We start from the raw sequence: 22273 nt of genomic DNA on the forward strand, positions 1-22273 counted from the left end.
AATCAAACAACATGGCATTTAATATGGCATTCAAGAATATTTTATGTCCCACTCTTTTATTCTAAATAATTTGTTTACTAAAAAAAAGAACATTCATTCTTGTAACATTGCCGAGATGATTAGCGTTGAAGAATATGATAGAAAAAATCTTGGTGAAGATATGCGGAACTATATAGAAATTGAACTGACCAACAGCAAGATCAAATCAATATTGAATTTATTGGTTTACTGAAAGACAACGATATCCTCGATTACACAAAAGAAGTGATTTAAACTACCTAAGGAAAAAAGATCAGATGTATTTTGGAAATAGAATTAAAAGAAGGATTGACTTTTACATATTAAACAACAGAGATAGAATTAATAATGATTTGTACAAATATTTTTTAGAAAGTTTATCGCCTGAGAAAATCATTTCAATGGTCTTCCTAACTCTGAATCTAAAGAAAAAGTAGATAAGTTCATTGTTTCTCTCAGTCATCTTACAAAAAAGCAGAGGAACACTTGAAAAGAACTGCATATCTTAGAGATTAATAGAAAAATATAGAGCCTGAGACATTAATCTTTTTAACAGATGAAATCCCGAACTATATTATATTTACTCCCGCGGTCCATTAGGTCCTTGTCACAAATCAACAATATTTAGTGGTTTTCACTAGATACCGTTCGTAACATTCTGCTCTGTTCTAACTAATGTCACAGCCTCAACTTCCTATGATCAGTCAAGGAGACATGCTTATTTTTTATAGTCTGTTAAATCGAAAGTTTACCTACTCAATAAATTGATTATTTTTGACACATAAGGAAAATCAAATAGTCCACCAAGAAATACTTGGTAGACTATTATTTTTATGAGTAGGTCAAATCCGTCGTTAGTCACTAAACATTGAATTAATTCGCTCATGCTTTTGTACAACAGTGAAATGCCATGACAAAAGAGAAAAATCGGGTTATCATGTTTTTGTAGGATTTCTCTCCTAAAACACATACTATAAACAGAAATTCATATCCTTCCCCATTGCTGTTTAGCTCACAGGGAGGGGTGAATCAAAATGGAGGGTTTAAATGCTAAAATTTCAACAGTTTTTATTAACAAGATATTTTCATCGTACGACTTGGAATGGAAAAAATGTCGAACATATAATATTTGATTGTCGTGGTGACATATTGCTGATATTTTTTCCATTCCTAATATTTATAATGCCACTTAAAGCTTATCGAGTTCCTAAAGGATTTAATAATGATATAAAATCTATATATATTACTCAAGGAATTCCATTTTTTCTTGCTATTGTAGTTACTATAATTGTCATTCCAAAACAACTTATAAGGCATGAAGATATATACTATCGCATCTATAGTGACGACAAAATACTAGCTCAGATTTGCTTGGGTTTTATTGTACTATTTGCAATGGTAATGGTTACTAATTTGATTAATTTTCTGCTACTCAAGTCCACTTTAAAAAAAATAACTGTTTTCATGAGAAAGTTGTAATAAAGTTTATTCATGATGAAAAAGAAAAGAAAGCAAACCTCAAAGGCTTTTTTTCGATTGTCTTCATCTCTATATTCATTTTTTATATTGGAATATACAATGCTATTAGTATAGGAAGTCATGGCTCGATAGTTTCAATATATTCTGGTTTAGCAGCACTTATGTTTGCTCCAGGCTTATTTTGTTTAGGCATAATAAATGACAAAAGTTCGTTAATAAAAATTGTATCAAAGAAAAAGAATAGGAGATAGCTAGAATAATGCAATGTGGAGTTTTTTATTAAGATACTTAGTATTTTTTCTGCACATATTATATGTGTAAAATAAAATTTATGAAATATATACCAAAATTGCTTGAATAGTATCTCCATGTAAAAAAACTTCAATCTTATTTAACTCTTTATTTTTCATAGTTATTCTCCCCAACATTTAATTTTTACTTTACTAGCTGTAGGAAGTTTCCATTAGCGGAATACTGAATCCTTAAACTAATTTTATTTTCACTTCATTAATATTTATGATCGATTCAAGTTTTAATTTTTTTGTTTTGCACTCTTTATTTTTTTATTCCGAAATATCTCTTATTAAGTCAATTTTGATTTTTACATTTATTATTCGAATCAACTACAAAATAATTACCATTAAGCACTGTGTTATAGGTGGTGCCTGATTCTACTAAACCCTGAGTTAACAGAAAAAGTCGCCACTTAATAAACAGTTAAGGTTTTTGATTTAGAATGTGTTTTGATTTAGTTTAGTTTGCATTGCTTGACCATTAGGGAAAGTTCGCTAATAATCCCATCTTGAACTGTTCCAAGATGGCGCTGCATTGCCCGAACGATGTTCACCCCGCCGTCTCCATTTCTATTAATTCAGTGGAAATGAGCAAAACTCTGAAACCTGAGCATCAAGGGTTTCGGAGTTTTTATTTCCTGAACTTTCAACGACAGAAAATATTTTTGCATCATTTTTTGCATTATCACATGCATCCGCCAAACTAATTACTTCTTATTTATCTCCCCCACCTGTCCACATCAAAAAGAATTAAACTATTTTCTTTCAACTAACATCATTTCACAAATCCCCTCTTGACTTCCAGTGGCCTTTAAGTTGTACACTTAAGAAAAACTTTGGAGGCCACAATGAAATATTTATACCTAATGCGCCATGGTGAAACTTTATTTAATCAGCTGCACAAAATTCAAGGCTGGTGTGATTCTCCGTTAACGGAAGCTGGTAAAACACAAGCCTTGCAAGCTAAACTTTATTTAACTCAGCATAATATCACTTTTGACCATTATTTTTCTTCAACGCAGGAACGAGCCTGTGATACACTTGAAATAATCACGGATGAGTCTTATAGCCGCCGGAAAAATCTCAAAGAAATGAATTTCGGTAGCTTTGAAGGGGAAAGTACGCGACTGCAACCAGTGGGACCGGAAAATTATGAGCATTTTTATGAACAGTTTGGTGGAGAATCAGCGGAGGAAGTGCGTCAGAGAATGCGTAAAGAATTGACTTCTATTATGGAAGAGACTCAAGAAAAGGCTTTAGTCGTCTCCCACAATGGTGCTATTTTTTATTTTTTACAACAATTTTATCCTTTGGGTCAGCAACCTTTGCAGCTGGCAAATTGCGGCTATATAAAATTTGCCTACCACGAAGAAGGCTTCACTTATATTGAAACCATTAATCCATCAACAGAAAGGAATTTAAAATAGATGAAAAATCAAAAGGGCCAAGCCATTCCAAATAAGACACAGCCGATTCCAACAAAGGCTTTTAACAAGCAAGAGGGAACCACTTTGTACTGGTTGGGAAATTCTGGTTTATTGATAAACGGCAGAGGGACGACCATTCTAGTAGACCCAGTGCTTGAGGGCTTTGACATTCCGCTTTTAATTGATATGCCTTTGAATGCCGCAGAAATTCCTCAACTGGATGCAGTGCTCTTAACTCATTCTGATAACGATCATTTTAGTGTGCCCACGTTAACAAAATTAAAAAGATTAAAGCCGGCTGTCCATGGACCAAAATATGTCGCCGAATTATTTACAGAAAAAATTGGCGGGCCAGCTAGCGGTCACGATCTTCATGACCATTTTAAGGTCAACAATATTGAAGTCGAAGTCACACCGGCTGATCATGCATGGCAAAATGACACGACAAAATTCGATCGGGTCTTTCAGTTTGAAGATTTTTGTGGTTTTTATCTAAAAACTATTGATGGTTCACTTTTTATTCCCGGAGATTCAAGATTGCTGCCAGAGCAATTGACTCTACCTGAACCGGATGCAATTCTTTTTGATTTTTCAGATAACAGCTGGCATATTGGTTTTGAGAACGCTGTGAAACTAGCCAACACTTATTCCCATGCTGATTTACTCTTAAGCCATTGGGGTACTGTTGACGCCTTTGATAAAGATGTCTTTAACGGTAACCCTGATGATTTATTTCCAGTCGTCACAAATCCCGAACGAATTCGGGTGTTGGCGGCTGGAGAAGCTTTTTCATTAGTCTCTCATCAGTAAAAAATAAAATCCTCATCCTCTGCTAGATTTAAAAAAACTAGCGAAGATGGGGATTTTTTCGTGACTCAACTATTAAATTTGTAGAATTACTTGCCTGTTCGTTCTTTTTCACTTTGGGGATAGCGGTCTCCGACAATTGTAATCGCAGCGAGTGCTTGATTCAGCTTGCTCAATTCTTCTGCTGTAAAAGAAATTGTTGCAGCCTGGGCATTTTCTTGGACACGCTCGTTATTTGTGGTGCCAGGAATCGGAATAATCCACGGTTTTTGAGCTAAAATCCAAGCAATCACAATCTGGGCCAAGCTGGCAGCTTTTTCCTGAGCAATTATTGTCAAGAGGTCTAATAATTTTTGATTAGCTTCTAACGCTTCTTCAGTGAAGCGGGGTAGCTCTTTGCGATTATCATTTTTCGCAGCAATCGATGCAGCCGTGACTTTACCAGAAAGGTAACCTCTGCCTAATGGACTATAGGCTACTAAACCAATCGACAGCTCCTCTAAGATTGGAAAAATTTCTTTTTCCAAATCACGCCACCAAATTGAGTATTCGCTTTGAATGGCTGTCAAGGGCTCAATTTTATGGGCGCGTCGAATTGTTTCCCCGTTGGCCTCAGAAAGTCCCCAATGTTTGATTTTCCCTTCTTTTTTAAATTGCTGCATGGTAAAAGCAACTTCCTCGATTGGAACATGAGGATCAACTCGGTGAATGTAATACAAATCAATGGTCTCAGTTTGCAATCTTCTTAAGGAACCCTCAAGCGATTTTCTCAAGGATTCAGGGCGGCTGTCTGGCCAATTTTTCAAGCCATCAATTTGAAAGCCGCCTTTTGTGGCAATTTGTAGCTGATTGCGTTTGTCCTTTAAAGCTTGTCCCACAAGTTCCTCATTTGTATACGGCCCATATACTTCCGCAGTATCAAACATCGTATAGCCAGCATCAAGGGCTTGATCTAAAATTGCTTTGACTTCTTTTGCTGATTTAACAACGCCACGATGGTGGTTCAATCCCATGCAGCCAAACCCAATGGCTGATGAAAGAAAATGATCATTACCTAACATTCTTGTTTGCGAATTTCTCCCTCCTTCAAGTTGGCTTTCCATAAATAATTTTTTTGATAGTTAAAATTAATTTTAGCTCTTGACTGAACTTGGTGCTGCCATTTCAATTGTTGCCAAATTTTCTCCGTTGGTTTCAATGACTTGCTTGTACCAATAAAAAGATTTTTTTCGGCTTCTGGCAAAGCTGCCATTGCCTTGATTGTCGCAATCGACATAAATAAAGCCATAGCGTTTGCTCATCTGCCCGGTTGAAGCGGCAATTAAATCGATACAGCCCCAAGTTGTGTAACCGATTAGTTCAATGCCATCGATTGTGACCGCATCGGTGAAGGCTTGGATATGCTGTCTTAAATAATCGATGCGGTAATCATCTTCAACAAAACCGTCAGCATTGGGGGTGTCAACGGCCCCCAAGCCATTTTCAACAATAAAGAGTGGCTTTTGATAGCGATCGTAGAGCTGGTTTAAAGAATTACGCAGACCTAGTGGATCAATTTGCCAGCCCCATTCAGTATTTGTTAAATGAGGATTTTTAATCGTGCCGTAAATATTGCCGGTGGTTTGTTCATAATCCTCTTCGTGGGCACTGACGGTTCGGGAAGAATAATAAGAAAACGACACAAAATCAACTGGTGCGCTGGCTAAAATTTTCGAATCTTCTGGGGCCATCTCAATTTTTAAGCCCAAGCGTTCAAAACGCTTTAAGGCATAATTGGGGTATTTGCCTCGTGCTTGCACATCAATAAAGAAATACCCTTCACGGTCGCGATTGATGGCTTCTTGATAATCTTCTGGACGGCACGTATAAGGATAATTATTGCCCCCTGCTAACATGCAGCCTACCAAATTTTCTGAATCAATTTCGTGGGCCTTTTTAGTCACTAAGGCACTCGCAACTAACTGATGATGGGCAGCTTGGTATTTAATTTCTTCTTGGTTCTCCCCTGTTTCAAAAACTAAACCGCCGCCGACAAAGGGTTGGTGCAATAAGATGTTAATTTCATTGATGGTCAGCCAATATTTTACCAGACCTTTATAGCGAGTCAGAACAGTTTGGGCATAGTTCACATAAGCCTCGATCATCTGACGGTCTCGCCAAGCGCCGTATTTTTTAATCAAAGCCAACGGCACATCAAAATGGGCAATTGTTACTAATGGTTCAATCTGGTGCTTTCTTAGTTCCTTGAAAATATTTTCGTAAAACAGCAGGCCGGCTTCGTTGGGCTCGGCATCGTCACCATTAGGAAAAATTCTAGTCCAAGATAGCGACATCCGATAAACTTTGAAACCCATTTCCGCAAATAATTGAATATCATCTAGATAGCGCTGATACATGTCAATCGCCTTTTGAGCGGGATAATAATGCTCATCATCCCACGCTAACATTTTTAATTCCCCCAAACCGACCGCTTTACGGTCAGCACCAAGGGGCAGCATGTCAATATTTGACAAGCCGCGATTGTCTTCAAGGACGCTCCCCTCGGCTTGATTAGCAGCCGTTGCGCCGCCCCATAAAAAATTCTTAGGTAAAGACATTGAAAATTCCTCCAGTATTATTCTTAGACTTTAATTGCCAAAACATCTTCGTTACAAGTGGTCGGACCGGCTACTAACGGTTCAATGGTTGAATATTGCGGTGTGTTGGTGATTACAACCGGCACTTGAGTGCTGTAACCAGCGGCTGTAATTTTTTCAATGTCAAAAGTCGACAACAGCTGCCCCTTTGTAACTCGTTGACCATCTTCAACAAAGGTTTCAAAAAATTGACCGTTTAACTCCACCGTATCTAAGCCAACGTGAATTAAAACTTCGACGCCAGTATCAGATTCCAAACCGATTGCATGTTTTGTTGGGAAAATTGTCACGACTTTGCCATCAAAGGGCGCTAAAACTTCCCCCACACTTGCCTCAACAGCGAAGCCTTTACCTAAGGCTTCTGAAGCGAAAACTTGATCTTTTACTTCACTTAAAGGAATAATCTTTCCTTTAAGCGGGCTAACCATGGAAATATCTTCTAAAATAATCTCTTTGACCTCTGGAATCGTCGTGTCTTCAAATTTAAAACTTAAAACATAAGTTAACACCGCCGTCACCGCAGCTGAAATAATTAAGGCGATAATAATATTCCAGAAAAAAGTCATCGTGTTGTCACCAATATAAAGTAAAACGGCGGGTAAACCAGACGAACCGGTAGCAAAACGATGGGTGTTGGTTAAGCCGGCATACAAGCCGCCCAATCCGCCACCAATCATTGCCGCTACTAACGGATATTTTTTCGGTAAATTAACGCCATACAAGGTCGGCTCGGTAATGCCCATATAGGCAGTGATTGAACCGGAAGTGGCAATCTGCCGCAATTTTTTATCTTTTGTTCTAAAGGCCACCACGGCTGAAGCTGTTGCTTGAGCTATATTGGAACAAACACAACCGGGACCAAAAATACTATCGTAGCCTAATTCTGCCATTTGCATCATGCCTAGAGGCGCAACCCCATTATGCAGACCAAACATCACCATGATTGGTAAAAAGCCACCGATTAATACTGCTGGTACCCAGCTGGCGTTGACGCTTAAGAAAGTAAAGAAGCTGGCTAAGTAGCCACCCAAGACACTGCCGATAGGACCTAAAACTGAAAAAGCTAGCGTTCCCATAATTAAAAAGGTTAACAGCGGCACAAAAACCAATTCGACTGATTTTGGTATCACACGATTCAAAGCTTTTTCAACATAGGATTGTCCAAATACAATAATTAAAATTGGAATAACCGTGCTGGAATAAGTTGCTAAAGAAAAAGGAATAATATTAAAAAGTTGCACGGGCTCCCCCGCGGCGACTAAACTGGCCCAATTGGGATGCATCATCATCGCTGCCACCGCCACTGCTAAAATCGGATTTGATTTTAATTTCTGCGCTTCGGTAAAGGCTAGCAGCATTGGCAAGAAATAAAAGACGCCATCAGCAAAAAGATTTAATAAATAATAGGTTTGTGAATCCGTAGTAGTGAGATTAAAAACAACTAGCAAGGCCAAAACCGCTTTAACCATCCCCGCACCGGATAAAGCTGGAATAACCGGCTGAAACGTACCGGAAACAAATTCGATGATTGTATTTAAGATACCTTTTTTCTCGCCATTTTCAACAGGACCACTGACATCGATATCTTTTTCGACTTCTTCAAAGACCTCTTTCACATGGGTGCCAATCACCACTTGATGGACCCCACCGCTGACAAGATATTTTGCCACTCCATCCAAATTTTCAAGGGCTTTTGTCTGCACTTGGTTTTCGTCTTTGATTTTAAACCGCAATCGGGTTTGGCAATGATAGGCGTCACTAATATTTTCTTTGCCGCCTAAATCCTGGATAATTTCTTTGGCTAATGCTTGGTATTTTTTACTCATAAAGAGGCTCCTTTCAAGTCCCGCAAAAACTTTTCAACGTTTGAACTAGTTCTATAGCAGAAGATTAACACGGAAAGTTAACGCTTCCAATAGTTTCCAGCAACAACGAAACGGGTTTCGAGAAAGTTCTCAAAACCCGTTTTTTTATGAAATTTATTCCATCTTTTGAGGCGGTTTAAAAATCCTCCTGCATCGCTTTAAAATTACTCGCCCGTTCTGATTCCAAATCTTTGGCATTATTAATTTTGATTGCAAGATTTTTTTGGTAATCCAAAGCAAAAACTTTTCCGTATAACACATCTAGGACTAGCATAATTGATTCTTCCGTCGCAAAGTTGGTAATTTTAGAATAGAGCTTTTCCCGACTAGAAATATTTAATACCACTGTCGCATAATCCCGCAAATAATTTTGACCGCCGCTAGTTAAGCCGATAATCGGCACCCCGTTGCGCTTTAAAATTTTGACACTGCTGATGGGATCTTTTTCTGGGCTATTGCCAGAATAAGAAATGATTAAGCCGCAATCAGCAGGAGTCAGTGAGTGGGAAATCAGCCCCATTTCACTGGGGCGGGCCATAAAGGCTTTTTTTTGGATGGAAAGTAGTTTTCGGCGAAACAATTCGCCGTAATAAGAATTGGGACTCGCCCCATAAATCACTAAATTTTCGGCTTGGTTAATTAAAGCCGCCGCCGTATTTAAATCCTCTTCTTCAAAAAGGGCTACTGTTTCTTGCAGGCTTTGCATTTTTAAATTGGCAATGTTTTCAATGATTTCCAAGGTCTCAGAATTTTCGTTAAAGGGTAGATTAGGATCGACACTGTCACTGGCGCTTAATTCTAAACTGGCAACTTCATGGGTGAAGGCGTAAATAAATTCCCGCCAGCCGGAATAGCCAAAATATTTGGCAAAGCGCACCAAGGTCGGCTTAGAGGAAAAAGTTCGCTGGGCGATTTCCTGCATTGTCAGATTCGCCAGCTGGTCTTTATTTTCCAAAAGAAATTCGCCAATCGAACGGCGGGCATCGTTTTCTTTAAAGGCCGCATCTTCTATTTTTTGAAATAAATACATTTTCTCACTCCTTAAAAAAAGACTGGAGACCTAAGTTTCAGCAGCAGTAACTTTTCTCTATTGTCCATAGCCGACAAATTTTGAGACGGTAGACAAGACTTTAGTTACTGCTGTGATAAAACTTATACTCTCACAGTCCTTTTGCAGACATGCTATTAGTTAAAGCCGACGATTGAATGAGGCAGATAAGGTTCTTCTAGATAAGCGATGTCGGCTGGTGTTAATTTCATATCGACAGCCTTCACTGCGGTTTCAACATGGGATGATTTGGTAGCACCAATTACTGGGGCTGCTAAAGTTGGTTTACTAAAGAGCCAACTTAAAGAAATTTCGACACGGCTAACACCATAGCGCTCTGCTAATTCTCCAACGCGATCAATAATCAGCTGGTCTTGTTCAGCAGTTTTATCATATTTAGAACGCGCCGTATCATCTGTTTCTAAACGTTTAGAAGTCTCGTTATTATTGCGGGCCAATCTGCCGGAAGCCAGCGGACTATAAGGTGTCAGTGCAATTCCTTTTGATTCACAATAAGGAATCATCTCCCGCTCTTCTTCCCGGTAAATTAAATTCAAATGGTTTTGCATTGAAACAAATTGCGTCCAGCCATTTTTTTCAGCAACATTATTGGCAGCTTGAAATTGAAAAGCGTGCATAGCCGACGCGCCGATATAACGGGCTTTACCGGCTTTGACTACATCATGCAAGGCCTCCATTGTTTCTTCAATAGGTGTTGTATAATCCCAGCGGTGAATGATATACAAATCGACATAATCTGTTTGCAGGCGTTTTAAGCTTTGGTCAATTTGCGACATAATATGCTTGCGGGACAGCCCGCCGCCGTTTGGCCCATCAAACATTTTTTGATGAACCTTGGTGGCCAAAACAATTTTATCCCGGTCAGCGTAATCCTTTAGGGCGGCACCTAAGATTTCTTCGCTGCGGCCAATTGAATACACATTGGCCGTGTCAAAAAAGTTAATGCCTAAATCCAACGCGCCTTTGATAATCGGCCGGCTGGCATCTTCTTCCAGCACCCATTTGTGAAACCAATTGACTGGATCGCCAAAACTCATTGCTCCCAAACATATTTTTGAGACATCTAAACCAGTATTTCCTAATTTTGTATACTCCATAAGACCGCTCCTTTAAAATTATTTACCCATTAAGTTTACTGCTGGGCCTTTTTTTCGTCCAATACTTCTCTAGCAAACTTCACTATGCTTAAAAGGCATTTGACGTTTTTTGGTTCAATAGACTGCCGCATTAAAACCTGTGCATCTTCTTATTTTTTAGACCACTGTTGGCCAAAACTTGCCTGTTGCGATTCAACATGGCCCCGATGACCATGAACAGTGATTTTATCAAGAGCTGCTTCTAAAGCGCTAAATTCTTCTTCAGTTAGTGTTACATTCCAAGCCGCTAGATTTTCTAAAATGCGCTCTTGATTTTTTGAACCGGGAATCGGCACGACATTCGGATATTTGTGGAGCATCCAAGCTAATGAGATTTGCGCATTCGTCGCTTTTTTTTCTGTTGCAAAGCGCTTTAAAATTTCCAAGACCGGTTGATTGGCAGCAATATTTTCTTTAGAAAGCTGGGGCACAAATTTGCGCACATCGTCGCCTTCAAACCTGGTTTCACTGGTCACTTTTCCCGACAAAAAACCACTGGCAATCGGTGAAAATGGTACCACTGTGATCCCATTTGCTAAGCAGTAGGGAAAAATATCTATCTCAGCATCCCGCTCCAGCATTGAATACAAATTTTGAACAGCGGCCACCGGTGTGACTGCATGAGCTTTGGCTAAAGTTTCCGCTGAAACCTGTGACAGCCCCCATTCTTTGATTAAACCTTCGGCAATTAATTCCCCCATCACCACTGCGACATCCTCTAAAGCAATCGCTTCATTGATGCGGTGGAGATAGTATAAGTCGACATAGTCTGTCTGTAAATTTTTTAACGATTGTTGCAGGTGTTCCCGAATGACTTGGGATAAATTTTTTTCAGCCGTCAGCTCATTTTCGTCAATATGCAATTTAGTAGCCAGGACGACCTCGTTACGAAAATCTTTAACTGCTTTGCCTAAGAGCTGCTCATTATGACCCGCAAAAAACATTTCTTTTCCGTAAGCTTCTGCTGTGTCAAAAAAATCACAGCCAAATTCATAGGCTTTTTGAATAGCCGCAATTGCGTAATCTTCATCAGGTACTGCACCGTAGCCGTGGGAAAAGCCCATACAGCCCATGCCAATTGGCGCTACTGTTAAACTGCCGATTTTTCTTTTTTCCATTAAATAAGTCGCCTCCTAAATTTTACACTCTATTTAAGAGTACAAGTTATAAAAATATTTGTCTAATACTCTTTAAAATGTCACCTATGCTTTTCAGGCATGTAAGTAAATAGTGAGATGACGCTCAGCATTACGAATTTTTTTCTTCACATAAAGTTGAATTTATTCAGTCAAATGCTGTCAAAAAGTTCGCATACTATTTTTTTTTAAAATCAAATAAGCTTACCCTTAAAAGAATCCATGCTATCCTTAGAGTAAATCATTTAAGGAGGTCATCACATGACTAAAGTTTTATTAATTGTCAATCCAAGTTCAGGCGGTGAAAAAGCCGCAGAGTACAAAAAAATGGCGCAAGAAAGTTTGCAAAAAATGTTTACAGAGGTCGTAACTAAAGAAACGACTGGCGATGGTGATGCGACAAAATTTGCGAAAACCGCCGTCGATGAAAACGTGGATGCTGTTTTCGTTATGGGGGGCGACGGCAGTGTCAACGAAACAATCAGCGGCTTGGCGGGCGCTGAGCAGCCACCAAAATTTGGTTTTTTTCCTTTGGGCACCGTCAATGACTTAGCGCGAGCCTTAGGGATTTCGCTAGAACCGGAACAAGCGATTCAAGAGGTCGTCGATTATCAACCACGGCCATTAGATGTCGGAAAAATCAATGACAGCTATTTTATGAATTCCGTTGCATTGGGCGATATTTCTGAGGCGGTGAACAATGTCAGCGTTGAGGAAAAAACTAAATTGGGCAGCCTGGCTTATTTCGTTGCTGGTGCTAAAAGTTTTATTAAAAATGAGCCCCATGAATTCCAGATGGTCATTGACGGTCAGCAGGAAATTTTTGTCGGGAGTACCGTGATGATTGGTTTGACCAATTCGATGGGGGGCTTCGAAAATTTATTTCCTGATGCGAAAGTTGATGACGGAAAATTTCATATGATTTACTTAGAAGATCAAAATAAATTAGACATGATTCGTTCTGCTCCGCAACTGCTGATGGGCGTCACAGAAGATGGTGCCAAATTAAGTTATCGCACCTTTACCGAGGCTGAAATTTCTTTAACCGATCACCAGCAGCTACCCGTCAATGTTGATGGTGATGGTGGTTTGAAGCTGCCAATTCATTTAAAACTCCTACCGGCACACTTAGAAGTTTATTGTCCAGTAAATGATTTGTCCTAATCAGTTAACCCACTCTTTTCGCCAACTTCTGCTAGACTAAAGAAAAACAAGGAGGCGTTAACATGAACAAGAAAAGATGGCTGATTTTACTGGCAGCCGTTGTTGGGACAGAATTAGTTGGTAGCTTATCAGGACTTTTAGCCGGAGACATCCGCGGCATGTATGAATCCTTTAATCAAATTCCCCTTTCACCGCCAGGCTCACTTTTTGGCATCGTCTGGCCGATTTTATATTTTTTAATGGGGCTTTCACTATTTTTGATTATCATCACTCCGGCAAAACGCTCGACTAAGACGTTTGCCTATGGAATTTATGGCCTACAACTTTTATTAAATTTCACATGGAGCTTGGTTTTCTTCGGCGGCGATCAAATGTTTTTGGCGATTTTTAATATTCTAGCCTTGGACTTACTCGTCTTATGCCAAATTATTTATTATCGGCGGATTTCCAAGTGGGCGGCTTATTTATTAGTCCCTTATCTGGTGTGGATTTTATTTGCCACATATTTAAATATCGGCTTTGCCTTAGTCAACTAACAGATTTGTTTTTAAATTCTTTGCTAAATACTAAAAACCTATTTAAAGCCCGGTGAAAAGCCGGAACTTTAAATAGGTTTTTGGGTTAATTGACAATCACTGTTCCACTAGCACCGGCAATCGCTTCTGTCGCTTTTTCCAAAGAAGCGATAATCGCTTTGCGGCCCTTTTTTGATTCGGCAAAATTAATGGCAGCTTCCACCTTAGGCAGCATGCTACCAGGGGCAAATTGGTTTTCCGCAATATAGTGTTGTATCGTTGAGACAGGTTCCTCAATTAATGCTTTTTGATTTTCTTGGCCAAAGTTGACAAAGACATGGTCGACAGCAGTTAAGATAATGAAAATATCGGCGTCAATCAGAGCCGCCATTTTCGCTGCGGCAAAATCTTTGTCAATTACCGCCTCAACACCTTGATAGCGAGTTCCTTTATATTCAACTGGAATACCCCCACCGCCACAGGCAATCACAACTTGTCCGGCCTCTACTAAAGTTTTTAAACTAACTTTTTCATAGATATCAACCGGTTTTGGCGATGCAACGACCCGGCGCCAGCCACGACCGGCATCTTCTTTATAAACATCTTGACTTTCAGCCATTATTTTTTTGGCTTCCGCTTCTGAATAATAGCCGCCAATCGGCTTTGTAGGATTTGAAAAAGCCGGGTCATTGGGATCGACTACAACTTGTGTCAACATGGAGATGACTGGAATGTTTTGGAAGCCGCGGCTGACCAACTCCTCATCAATCGCTTGTTGCAAATGATAGCCGATGTAACCTTGGCTCATTGCTGTACATTCTGGAAAAGGCATTATTTTTTCCGGTTCAGCTGCATCGAATTTTTCAGAGCCAAACGAATTTGTCCCACCTGTGGACCATTGCCATGGGCGATGACTACCTGATGGCCGGCACTAATTAAATCGGCGATGGATTTAGCCGCCAATTCAGCCTTAGTCAATTGCTCGTTCGCTGAATTCCCTAATGCATTGCCGCCTAAAGCAATTACTACTTTTGCCATATTATTCTCTCCCTCTACCGTTTTGGTTGTTGCTGGGTAATGCAGTGAATATTACCGCCGCCATAGACCACTTCAACCGTATTGACGCCAACCACTTTTTTATCGGGGAACATTTTTTGGATTTGTTCTAAAGCCAAAGCATCATTAATATCCCCATATTGAGGAACAATCACGCCACCATTGGTAATTAAAAAATTCATATAGGAGGCAATACAAATGTCGCCATCTTCTCTCGGCATTGTCCCTTCAACATAATCGATTTTAAATTCCCCTTTAATCGTGACATTTTCAACGGGGCAAGTCAGCTTGTGGACCTTCAACTGGCGTCCTTTGGCATCGGTCATTTTACTTAAACGTTCATAGGCATCTTTAGCGGCGGCATAAAAAGGGCTGCTTTGATCTTCGGTGTAAATGCAAGCAACTTCACCGGGAGCAACAAAGCAAGCAACATCGTCGACATGTCCATTGGTTTCCTCTGGATCAATGCCGTCTTTCAACCACAAAACTTTTTCACAATTTAAATACTCACAGAGCATTTCTTCAATTTCTGCTTGAGTCATCTGGGGATTACGGCCTTCACTAAGCAGACACATCTCAGTTGTCAAAACTGTCCCCTCTCCATCAACATGGAAGGAGCCCCCTTCTAACACAAAATCTTCTGTTCGATAGGAATCCGTTTTTTCAATTTCGCAAATTTTTTGCGCTACTAAATCGTCTTGATCCCATGGAAAATACAAACCGTCAACTAAGCCGCCCCATGCGTTGAATTTCCAATCGGCAGCCCGCAGCTCACCTTGGTCATTAATTAAAAAGGTCGGTCCACAGTCTCTAATCCAAGCGTCGTTATTCGACATTTCATAAACTGTAATTTCCGGTGGCAGCTGGCGGCGGCAATTTTGAAATTGCTGCTGCGAGACCAATACATTCATCGGCGTAAACTCACTAATTGCTTTAGCCACAGCGGTAAAGGCCGCCTGGACTGGTTTACCTCCGTCCCGCCAATTATCTGGACGCTCTGGCCAAATCATCCAAACTTTTTCCTGAGCTGCAAATTCAGCCGGCATTCTAAAGCCGTCCTGTTTCGGTGTTGATGTCACAATTCTCTTTGCCATCTTGATTTTCTCCTATCTTCGTTTTCTTTATTTTTTTTACCCAAATAATTCCTTCGCCAAATAAGATAAAGACGATTGCCCCGATTGTAATCGGCAGCTGCTCATTTAATGAAGCTGCATCGAATTGTAAAGGCAGTGCTGTGAAAATAAGTGAGATAATAATCATCACCATTGGTAAAACGACTAGTAAACCTAAAAAGAATTTCCCGCCGCCAACCTTAAAAGGTCTTGGCGTATCTGGATCAATTTTTCTCAGTTTATAAAATGCTGGAAAAACTGGCACATAAGACAATAGGAACATCACCAAATTTAAAGAGAAAAATGCCCAGAATAAATCTTGATTTGGTAAAATCGGCGCAATCACCACCACGACAGAAGCGACAATACCATTCATTAAGGCTGTACCAGTTGGCATGCCATTTTTTGGACTGCGTTTTGTGAAAAATTTTGGCATATCGCCATTTTCAGCGGCATAGCAGGCTGTGTTATTGACCCCTAACGACCAAGAAATCATATTTCCAAACAACGTCAGTAAAAATAAAAAGGCCATCGCAATAATAAACCAGCCGGTAGTTGAACCGGTTAATAATTTGAAGCTATCCATCAAGCCACTGCTGGTACTAATTTGATCAGTCGGAATTGCCACACCGATCCCAAAAGCAGAAAAAATATAGATAGCAGCAATCACTAAACCAGCGGCAATAATCGATTGAGGAATTTGTTTTTTGGGATTTTCCATGTCATCGGCAAAAGTACAAATGACCTCAAAGCCCAATAAATTAAAAATAATCACAGAAATAAAGGATAAGCTGTTTAAATCAAAGCTTGGTAAAAGTGAGCTTAAAGTAAATTCATTGGCCATGCCTTTTGTCAAAGCCACGTAGACACCTAAGCCGCCGATTAAAACCGCTAGCAGCATTTTAATTACTGCTGCGCCATTTAAAATCCAGATGCTATCGCTAACCGGATAAAAACTAATCCAGACAATCACCCAGATAAAAATTAGCTCGATGATGACTGCACCGATTGTCGGAAATTCGATACCGGTAATAGTTGTCACCAACTCCGGACACATCACTGCTAAAGAAGCCAGCCACAAAGGATAATTAATCCAATAATACCAAGAAACCCGTGAACCCCAACGATGGCCAAAAGCTTTGGTAACCCAATCATAAATACCACCATCGCCAAGGTAGGTCGTGCCTAATTCAGAAGAAATCAAACCATAGGGGAGTAAGAAAGTTATCAGTAAAAAAATCCACCAGAAAAATTGCGAATTGCCGATGGCTGCTACCGGAGCTGCCGCTTCTGCTACAAAAACGACGCAGATAACCGACAAGATAGCACTCATCAAGCTAAATTTTTTCTTTTTTTCCATGCTGTTCATCCTTTCTAGCGCTGCAATTGTGGAAGCAAATTTTTTCATCTGCTTCCACAATTGCCACGAACTTTTACAGTGGTTTACCTAAGAAAATTTCTAAATCAGCTTTGGCTTCGGCTTGTTTAGCAATGTCAATCGGATGGTTAGCTGCATAATTGTCCATTAAGTACACCAGCAATCCCCGAATTGATGTCAAACGATTTTCTGCTTCATCAAAACAGATGGAATTTTTGCCATCAATGACGTCATCGGTCACCTCTTCGCCACGAGTAGCCGGCAAGCAGTGCATAAATTTCGCATTTTTTCCTGCTTTGTCCATTAATTCTTGGTTGACTTGATATTTCGGATAGAAGACATTCATCCGTTCTTCTTCTGATAACTCCGCTTCGTATAAGCCATACCAAACGTCTGTGTATACAAAATCAGCGCCGACAATTGCCTCCAAGTCACCGGTCACGACAAACGTTCCACCGGAGATTTCACAATTTTTTTGCAGCTTCGCTTGATGGTCGGCATTTAATTGGAAACCCTTTGGTCCAAATTGCACAAAATCCATGCCCATTTTGGTTGCAATCAATCCTAAAGAGAAACAAACTTGCGTCGCATCTCCAATAAAAGCGACTTTGCAGTCTTCAATTTTCTTACCTGCTGGTAAATGTTCAAACATGGTACATAGATCGCCAATTTCTTGCGTTGGATGATTGTAATCAGACATGCCGTTAATTACAGGAATCGTCGCATGAGTTGCCAAATCGTTGACACTGTGATGGCGTTCTACTCGAGCCATTAAAATATCCACTAAACGTGATAGTACTCGACTTGTATCTTCAATTGTTTCGTGCCCGCCTAATTGAATTTGTCCAGGAGCTAAATATTCGGCATGACCTCCTAATTGGGTCATGGCTGTTTCAAATGAAACCCGGGTTCTAGTAGAAGATTGTTGAAAAATCATGCCTAAAGATTTGTTTTTCAGCAGCTGCGGATAAAAACCATTTTTGATAGCCGCTTTAATCTTTAATGAAAGATGGACGATTTTCAAAATTTCCTCCTTACTGTAATCCTCTGTTGTAATAAAATCTTTTGTACTCATTTGTGTTTCCTCCTCAGATTTATCTTTCTTGCATCCTCAAGTTAGCAATTTTTTTGCAGGTTTACGATAAACTGACAGATGTAAACGCTATCAATTTCAAAAACCTAGCAAAATTACGGGTTTAAATTGAGGTATAAACCTAAGTTTTATCAAGGGTTTAGAAAAGTTTAGTTGGAAGTTTAGCTGAGATAGCAAAATAACTGAGGGGAAAAATGTTATACTGAACGTGTCAAAGAAAAAGCAGAATAAATTTTTTTGTCACTGCTAATTGAAAGGGTTTTTATGATGATGGTCGCTATTTTTATTTATAATATTTTACTCCTTCTACTCTACACTTTTAGTTTTTCGATGGTCTTTGTCAATTACCTGAAAGAGAAAAAACCGCTTCTTGTAGCTATGCTATGTTTATTGAGTTTCTTTATCCTCGATAATGTCATTATATATATGACAGAATTTTTAGCCGGTTTTGCGACCAGCTACAACTCTTTATTTATGCTCGTACCCATTATTAAAGCCCTCATTCTATTGATGAACAGCTTTTGTTGTATTTGGATTATCAATTTGATTTTGGGAGAAAAAATCAAAACCACTCAACTGGCCATTTTAATCATCATGGCAATCTGGATGCTCTCAGTGCCGATGTTAGCTGATTCAGCTTTAAAAGTCTGGCTCTTCTACCTACCAAACCAGCTCCTACTATTTTATTTAGGCGGTTATTGTCTGCTTCATTTGAAAAGCAAGCAGCTCAGTCAAACAGCAACTTTTTATTTGAAGGCGATTGCCATCTTGGCCTTAATCAGCGGCATCTGTATTTTAAGTGAAGATACGTTTGTTATCTTTAATCTTGACCAATACAGCTCCTTAACCTTAAAAATTTTCAATCGTAATTTTAGCGAAGATTTATTTTCAATCGCCAGCTGTCTTTTAATTTTACATTATAACTTGAAGGACTTTCCTTTAACGCAAACCAGCTCTCAGGCTTCTCCTGACAAACCTGATTTAGCTGATCAAAAAATTTGTCAGGCCTTTGAAAGCCATTATCAACTGACACAACGGGAAGCCGAAATCTTTCAGCGGCTATTGCAACAAGAATCAAACCAAGAGATTGCCGATAGCCTGTATCTATCCATCGGCACAGTCAAAACCCATGTCCATAATATTTTTATTAAGTTGGAGATTAATAAACGCAATCAAATAATTTCTGTCTATCAGAAGTTTATCTCTGACTTTAATGTTAAAGGAGAGTCCCAATGACCGCTTATAAAATTGCTTTTTTTGATATTGACGGCACTTTAGCTGATAATCAGCTGCCCAAAAATTTAAGTATCTATGACAGAATTCCCACTTCGGCTAAAAAAGCGTTGCTGCAATTACAAGAACAACAGATTGAAACGGTAATTGCCACTGGGCGCAGCTATTCTTTTATCAAAGAGTTAGCAGCTCGCTTAAAAATTGGCAGCATCGTCGCTTCTAATGGATCCCAAGTTACTCACCACGGACAAACTATTCAGCAGCATGCATTAACCCCGCAATTAGCTCAGCAAATTATTGAGGAATTGGAAAAGCACCAGATAGGCTATTTAATTGAAACAACCGAGGCCATTTTTTATCCGCCAGAAGCTGACTTTCGTGGCGATAGTCAGCTGAATCCACAGCCTTTGATAAGTAAGACTCATTTACCGCCAAATATTTTACAATTTATTTGTCAGCTAACTGACAATCAGCCGCTTTCCCTAACAAATCCAGCAGTAGCCGTGGAAAAAGTAGCCCCGACAATTGCTAATATCCACGCCATAAACGTTAGCAAAGCGTCCGGAATTTCAGCGCTACTTAATCAGTTAAAACTCACACCTGCCGCAGCAATAGCCTTTGGTGATGAAGAGAATGATGTAAAAATGTTTGAAGCCGTTGGTTTTCCAATCGCCATGGGCAATGCTACTGCCCAGCTTAAAGAAAAAGCCCGCTTAGTCACTGCAGATGTTGGCGATGATGGTATTTGGAAAGCTTGTCTCCAGTTAGGATTGATTCAAGAGTAACGATGAAATTTCCGTCCGAGGTTATCTTTCAATTGTTAGATTTTTCTATTTTTTTCAGCTATCATGATACATTTTTTTGAAAGCAAATTTTTGAGAAGAGATAATTACAAAGCAAATGACAAGAAATCACAGCAGGCTGCTTGATTTCTTGTCATTTTTTTGTCATAAAAGGCTGGATTTTGAAGTGCAGGAAACACTTTTAATTTGTATCGTTATACTTGAGGTGAGGAAATGAAAAAGTATAAGTTAACAAAAGTAATGACTGCTCTAGTCTTAATTGCTCCTTCAATGTTTGCTTTCGCCCTACCTGTGAAAGCCGAAGAAAATCAAGAGGAACTGTTAAAACAACCAGAAGCTGAGAGTCAAAATTTAAATTATCAATTAAATAATTATTATGATGCAAGCGGCGTTAACGGGATTGTCTTTAGTAAAAACAGCAACTTACTTTTAGGGGAAACAATCTCATTTTCCGCAACAGTCGCCGTTGACTATCAGCTAGTCAGTTTGATGATTGGAAACGTTGAAAATTATTATTATGATGCCCAAAGCAAAACTGGATCGTTTACTTTGACTGCTCAGCAACCAAACGTAACCGTTAATTTTGAAAAACTTGAAGTAACTGCGAATGAAGAGGCAACTGACATACCAGAGGAAGTTCCTGCAGAAGAAAATACGGTTGAACCAGAAACGCCAAATGAAGTACCGGCTGAAACACCTGAATCAACTATTCCTCCTGAATCAGAAGCAGCAACTGAAACACCAACAGTAGAAGAACCAGCAAAATCAGACGATGCAACAATTGGATCAAAAGAAGAGACAACAACTCCTGATGTCACTGCAGAAACCAAGCCAGCAGAAGTTCAAGCCTCTACTGAAACAAAAACAACAACAACTACTGTCAAACAAGAAGCAGCTCCCCTCTTAGATTTTGTTTCGCCAACTCAATCGCAGGCTGGGCAGCAAGCGATTATTGCAGAGGCCTTAAAGCATATTGGCGTTGCTTATGTCTGGGGTGGAAAAACTCCTCAAGGCTTTGACTGCTCGGGTTTTACCCAATATGTTTTTAATCAAGCATTATGTCTAAACATCGGCGGCTGGACTGGTGAACAACAAAATATTGGTCTGCATAAACCTGTTGCTCAAGCCCAACCGGGGGATTTACTTTTTTGGCAGGATAGTGACTCAAATTATTCCCATCACGTTGCGATTTATTTAGGAAATAATCAATACATTGCGGCCCCAACTTTTGGCCAAACTGTCAAAATTTCAACCTTCTCCGCCGGCTTTATGCCAAATTATGCAATCAGTGTTCTTGGTGGAGTTGCGGGCAATTCAGTTGATACCACTTGGTCGAGTGAGTTTACCGTGACAAAAAATCAAACTACCAGTGAATTTATTGCTGAAATTGCAGAGGACGCCCGCGAGATTGCGCAAGAAAATGATTTGTATGCCTCCGTGATGATTGCCCAAGCCATTTTAGAGAGCGGCTCAGGTAACAGTACCCTCAGTGCAGAACCGAATTTCAATTTATTTGGCATTAAAGGTCAGTATCAAGGGGCAGCTGTTGCGATGAAAACCCTCGAACAATCACTGGAAGGCCAAATCTATCAAATCACTGCCGACTTTAGACAATATCCTTCTTACAAAGAAAGTTTGCTAGACTATGCTGAGCTTTTGAAAAATGGTTTGGAAAGTGACGCTGATTTTTACCAGTCTACTTGGAAAACTACAACAAATTCCTATACCGATGCGACTGCCTTTTTACAAGGGCGGTATGCAACAGATCAAAATTACGCTTTGAAATTAAATGCGATTATTGAAGCCTACCAATTAACGGATTATGATCAGCCATTGGAAACCGAAATTGTCGAAGAAGTTGTGACACCGCAAAAAATACAACGGCAAAAAGTCAGCTTCAAAAAACTATTTAGTCAGTTTCTTGCTACTTCAAAGAAACTTATCCGCGGTCAAGAAGACCCCCAAACAATCAAACTTTCCACTAAAATTGTTCAGCTAGCTAACAATGAAACAGAAGTACACTATCAATTACCTAACGAAAACTAACAAAATA

General features: G+C 39.6%; 18 protein-coding genes and 1 pseudogene. 8 read left to right on the forward strand and 11 right to left on the reverse strand.

The window, feature by feature from the left end; all coding sequences use genetic code 11:
- Window positions 1–1065 precede the first annotated feature (1065 nt).
- On the forward strand, window positions 1066–1497 hold the full coding sequence (locus AC1Z3S_RS07420) for a hypothetical protein (protein ID WP_461739819.1): 432 nt from the start codon (window positions 1066–1068) through the stop codon (window positions 1495–1497).
- 866 nt (window positions 1498–2363) lie between these two features.
- On the opposite strand, the gene AC1Z3S_RS07425 is transcribed toward AC1Z3S_RS07420, so the two are convergent.
- Window positions 2364–2492 carry a hypothetical protein gene (locus AC1Z3S_RS07425; protein WP_461739820.1) on the reverse strand — a complete coding sequence of 43 codons (129 nt, stop codon included), beginning with the start codon at window positions 2490–2492 and terminating at the stop codon, window positions 2364–2366.
- A gap of 146 nt (window positions 2493–2638) precedes the next feature.
- Here AC1Z3S_RS07425 and AC1Z3S_RS07430 point away from each other — a divergent pair, with 146 nt between their 5' ends.
- The gene (locus AC1Z3S_RS07430; protein ID WP_461739821.1) at window positions 2639–3217 is read left to right on the forward strand and encodes a histidine phosphatase family protein; all 579 of its coding nucleotides are present in this window, start codon (window positions 2639–2641) and stop codon (window positions 3215–3217) included.
- On the forward strand, window positions 3218–4027 hold the full coding sequence (locus tag AC1Z3S_RS07435; protein WP_461739822.1) for an MBL fold metallo-hydrolase: 810 nt from the start codon (window positions 3218–3220) through the stop codon (window positions 4025–4027).
- Window positions 4028–4113: 86 nt separating this feature from the next.
- Here AC1Z3S_RS07435 and AC1Z3S_RS07440 read toward each other — a convergent pair whose 3' ends face one another.
- From AC1Z3S_RS07440 to AC1Z3S_RS07465, 6 genes are all read right to left on the reverse strand, one after another.
- Window positions 4114–5127, reverse strand: coding sequence for an aldo/keto reductase (locus AC1Z3S_RS07440; RefSeq protein WP_461739823.1), 1014 nt, complete (start codon window positions 5125–5127; stop codon window positions 4114–4116).
- Window positions 5128–5157: 30 nt separating this feature from the next.
- Complete coding sequence (locus AC1Z3S_RS07445; protein ID WP_461739824.1) at window positions 5158–6621, reverse strand: 6-phospho-beta-glucosidase; 1464 nt, start codon at window positions 6619–6621, stop codon at window positions 5158–5160.
- A gap of 23 nt (window positions 6622–6644) precedes the next feature.
- On the reverse strand, window positions 6645–8486 hold the full coding sequence (locus AC1Z3S_RS07450; RefSeq protein WP_461739825.1) for a beta-glucoside-specific PTS transporter subunit IIABC: 1842 nt from the start codon (window positions 8484–8486) through the stop codon (window positions 6645–6647).
- A gap of 175 nt (window positions 8487–8661) precedes the next feature.
- Window positions 8662–9555, reverse strand: coding sequence for a MurR/RpiR family transcriptional regulator (locus tag AC1Z3S_RS07455; RefSeq protein ID WP_461739826.1), 894 nt, complete (start codon window positions 9553–9555; stop codon window positions 8662–8664).
- Window positions 9556–9710: 155 nt separating this feature from the next.
- The gene (locus AC1Z3S_RS07460) at window positions 9711–10691 is read right to left on the reverse strand and encodes an aldo/keto reductase (protein WP_461739827.1); all 981 of its coding nucleotides are present in this window, start codon (window positions 10689–10691) and stop codon (window positions 9711–9713) included.
- 149 nt (window positions 10692–10840) lie between these two features.
- Window positions 10841–11848, reverse strand: coding sequence for an aldo/keto reductase (locus AC1Z3S_RS07465; protein WP_461739828.1), 1008 nt, complete (start codon window positions 11846–11848; stop codon window positions 10841–10843).
- A 279-nt stretch (window positions 11849–12127) separates the two neighbouring features.
- Between AC1Z3S_RS07465 and AC1Z3S_RS07470 the strand changes: the two genes are divergently transcribed.
- Window positions 12128–13030, forward strand: a complete 903-nt coding sequence (locus AC1Z3S_RS07470) for a diacylglycerol/lipid kinase family protein (RefSeq protein WP_461739829.1) — start codon at window positions 12128–12130, stop codon at window positions 13028–13030.
- Window positions 13031–13092: 62 nt separating this feature from the next.
- Complete coding sequence (locus AC1Z3S_RS07475) at window positions 13093–13566, forward strand: TspO/MBR family protein (protein ID WP_461737429.1); 474 nt, start codon at window positions 13093–13095, stop codon at window positions 13564–13566.
- 85 nt (window positions 13567–13651) lie between these two features.
- Here AC1Z3S_RS07475 and arcC read toward each other — a convergent pair.
- The 4 genes and pseudogenes from arcC to ptcA form a co-directional block, all read right to left on the reverse strand.
- A pseudogene (arcC, locus tag AC1Z3S_RS07480) lies at window positions 13652–14583 on the reverse strand (carbamate kinase).
- A 14-nt stretch (window positions 14584–14597) separates the two neighbouring features.
- A complete protein-coding gene (gene aguA, locus AC1Z3S_RS07485) occupies window positions 14598–15695 on the reverse strand; it encodes an agmatine deiminase (protein ID WP_461739830.1) in 1098 nt (365 codons plus the stop codon).
- Window positions 15649–17073, reverse strand: a complete 1425-nt coding sequence (locus tag AC1Z3S_RS07490) for an APC family permease (RefSeq protein ID WP_461739831.1) — start codon at window positions 17071–17073, stop codon at window positions 15649–15651. Before AC1Z3S_RS07490 ends, aguA begins: the two co-directional genes overlap by 47 nt.
- A 73-nt stretch (window positions 17074–17146) precedes the next feature.
- The gene (gene ptcA, locus AC1Z3S_RS07495; RefSeq protein ID WP_461739832.1) at window positions 17147–18166 is read right to left on the reverse strand and encodes a putrescine carbamoyltransferase; all 1020 of its coding nucleotides are present in this window, start codon (window positions 18164–18166) and stop codon (window positions 17147–17149) included.
- Between the two features lie 285 nt (window positions 18167–18451).
- Between ptcA and AC1Z3S_RS07500 the strand changes: the two genes are divergently transcribed.
- From AC1Z3S_RS07500 to AC1Z3S_RS07510, 3 genes are all read left to right on the forward strand, one after another.
- Window positions 18452–19420, forward strand: coding sequence for a response regulator transcription factor (locus tag AC1Z3S_RS07500; protein ID WP_461739833.1), 969 nt, complete (start codon window positions 18452–18454; stop codon window positions 19418–19420).
- Entirely contained in the window at window positions 19417–20202 is a 786-nt protein-coding gene (locus AC1Z3S_RS07505; RefSeq protein WP_461739834.1) for a Cof-type HAD-IIB family hydrolase, read from the forward strand. Before AC1Z3S_RS07500 ends, AC1Z3S_RS07505 begins: the two co-directional genes overlap by 4 nt.
- 231 nt (window positions 20203–20433) lie before the next feature.
- Window positions 20434–22266, forward strand: coding sequence for a C40 family peptidase (locus AC1Z3S_RS07510; protein WP_461739835.1), 1833 nt, complete (start codon window positions 20434–20436; stop codon window positions 22264–22266).
- Window positions 22267–22273: the final 7 nt, after the last annotated feature.

It is taken from the genome of Enterococcus sp. LJL90, from assembly GCF_056924355.1.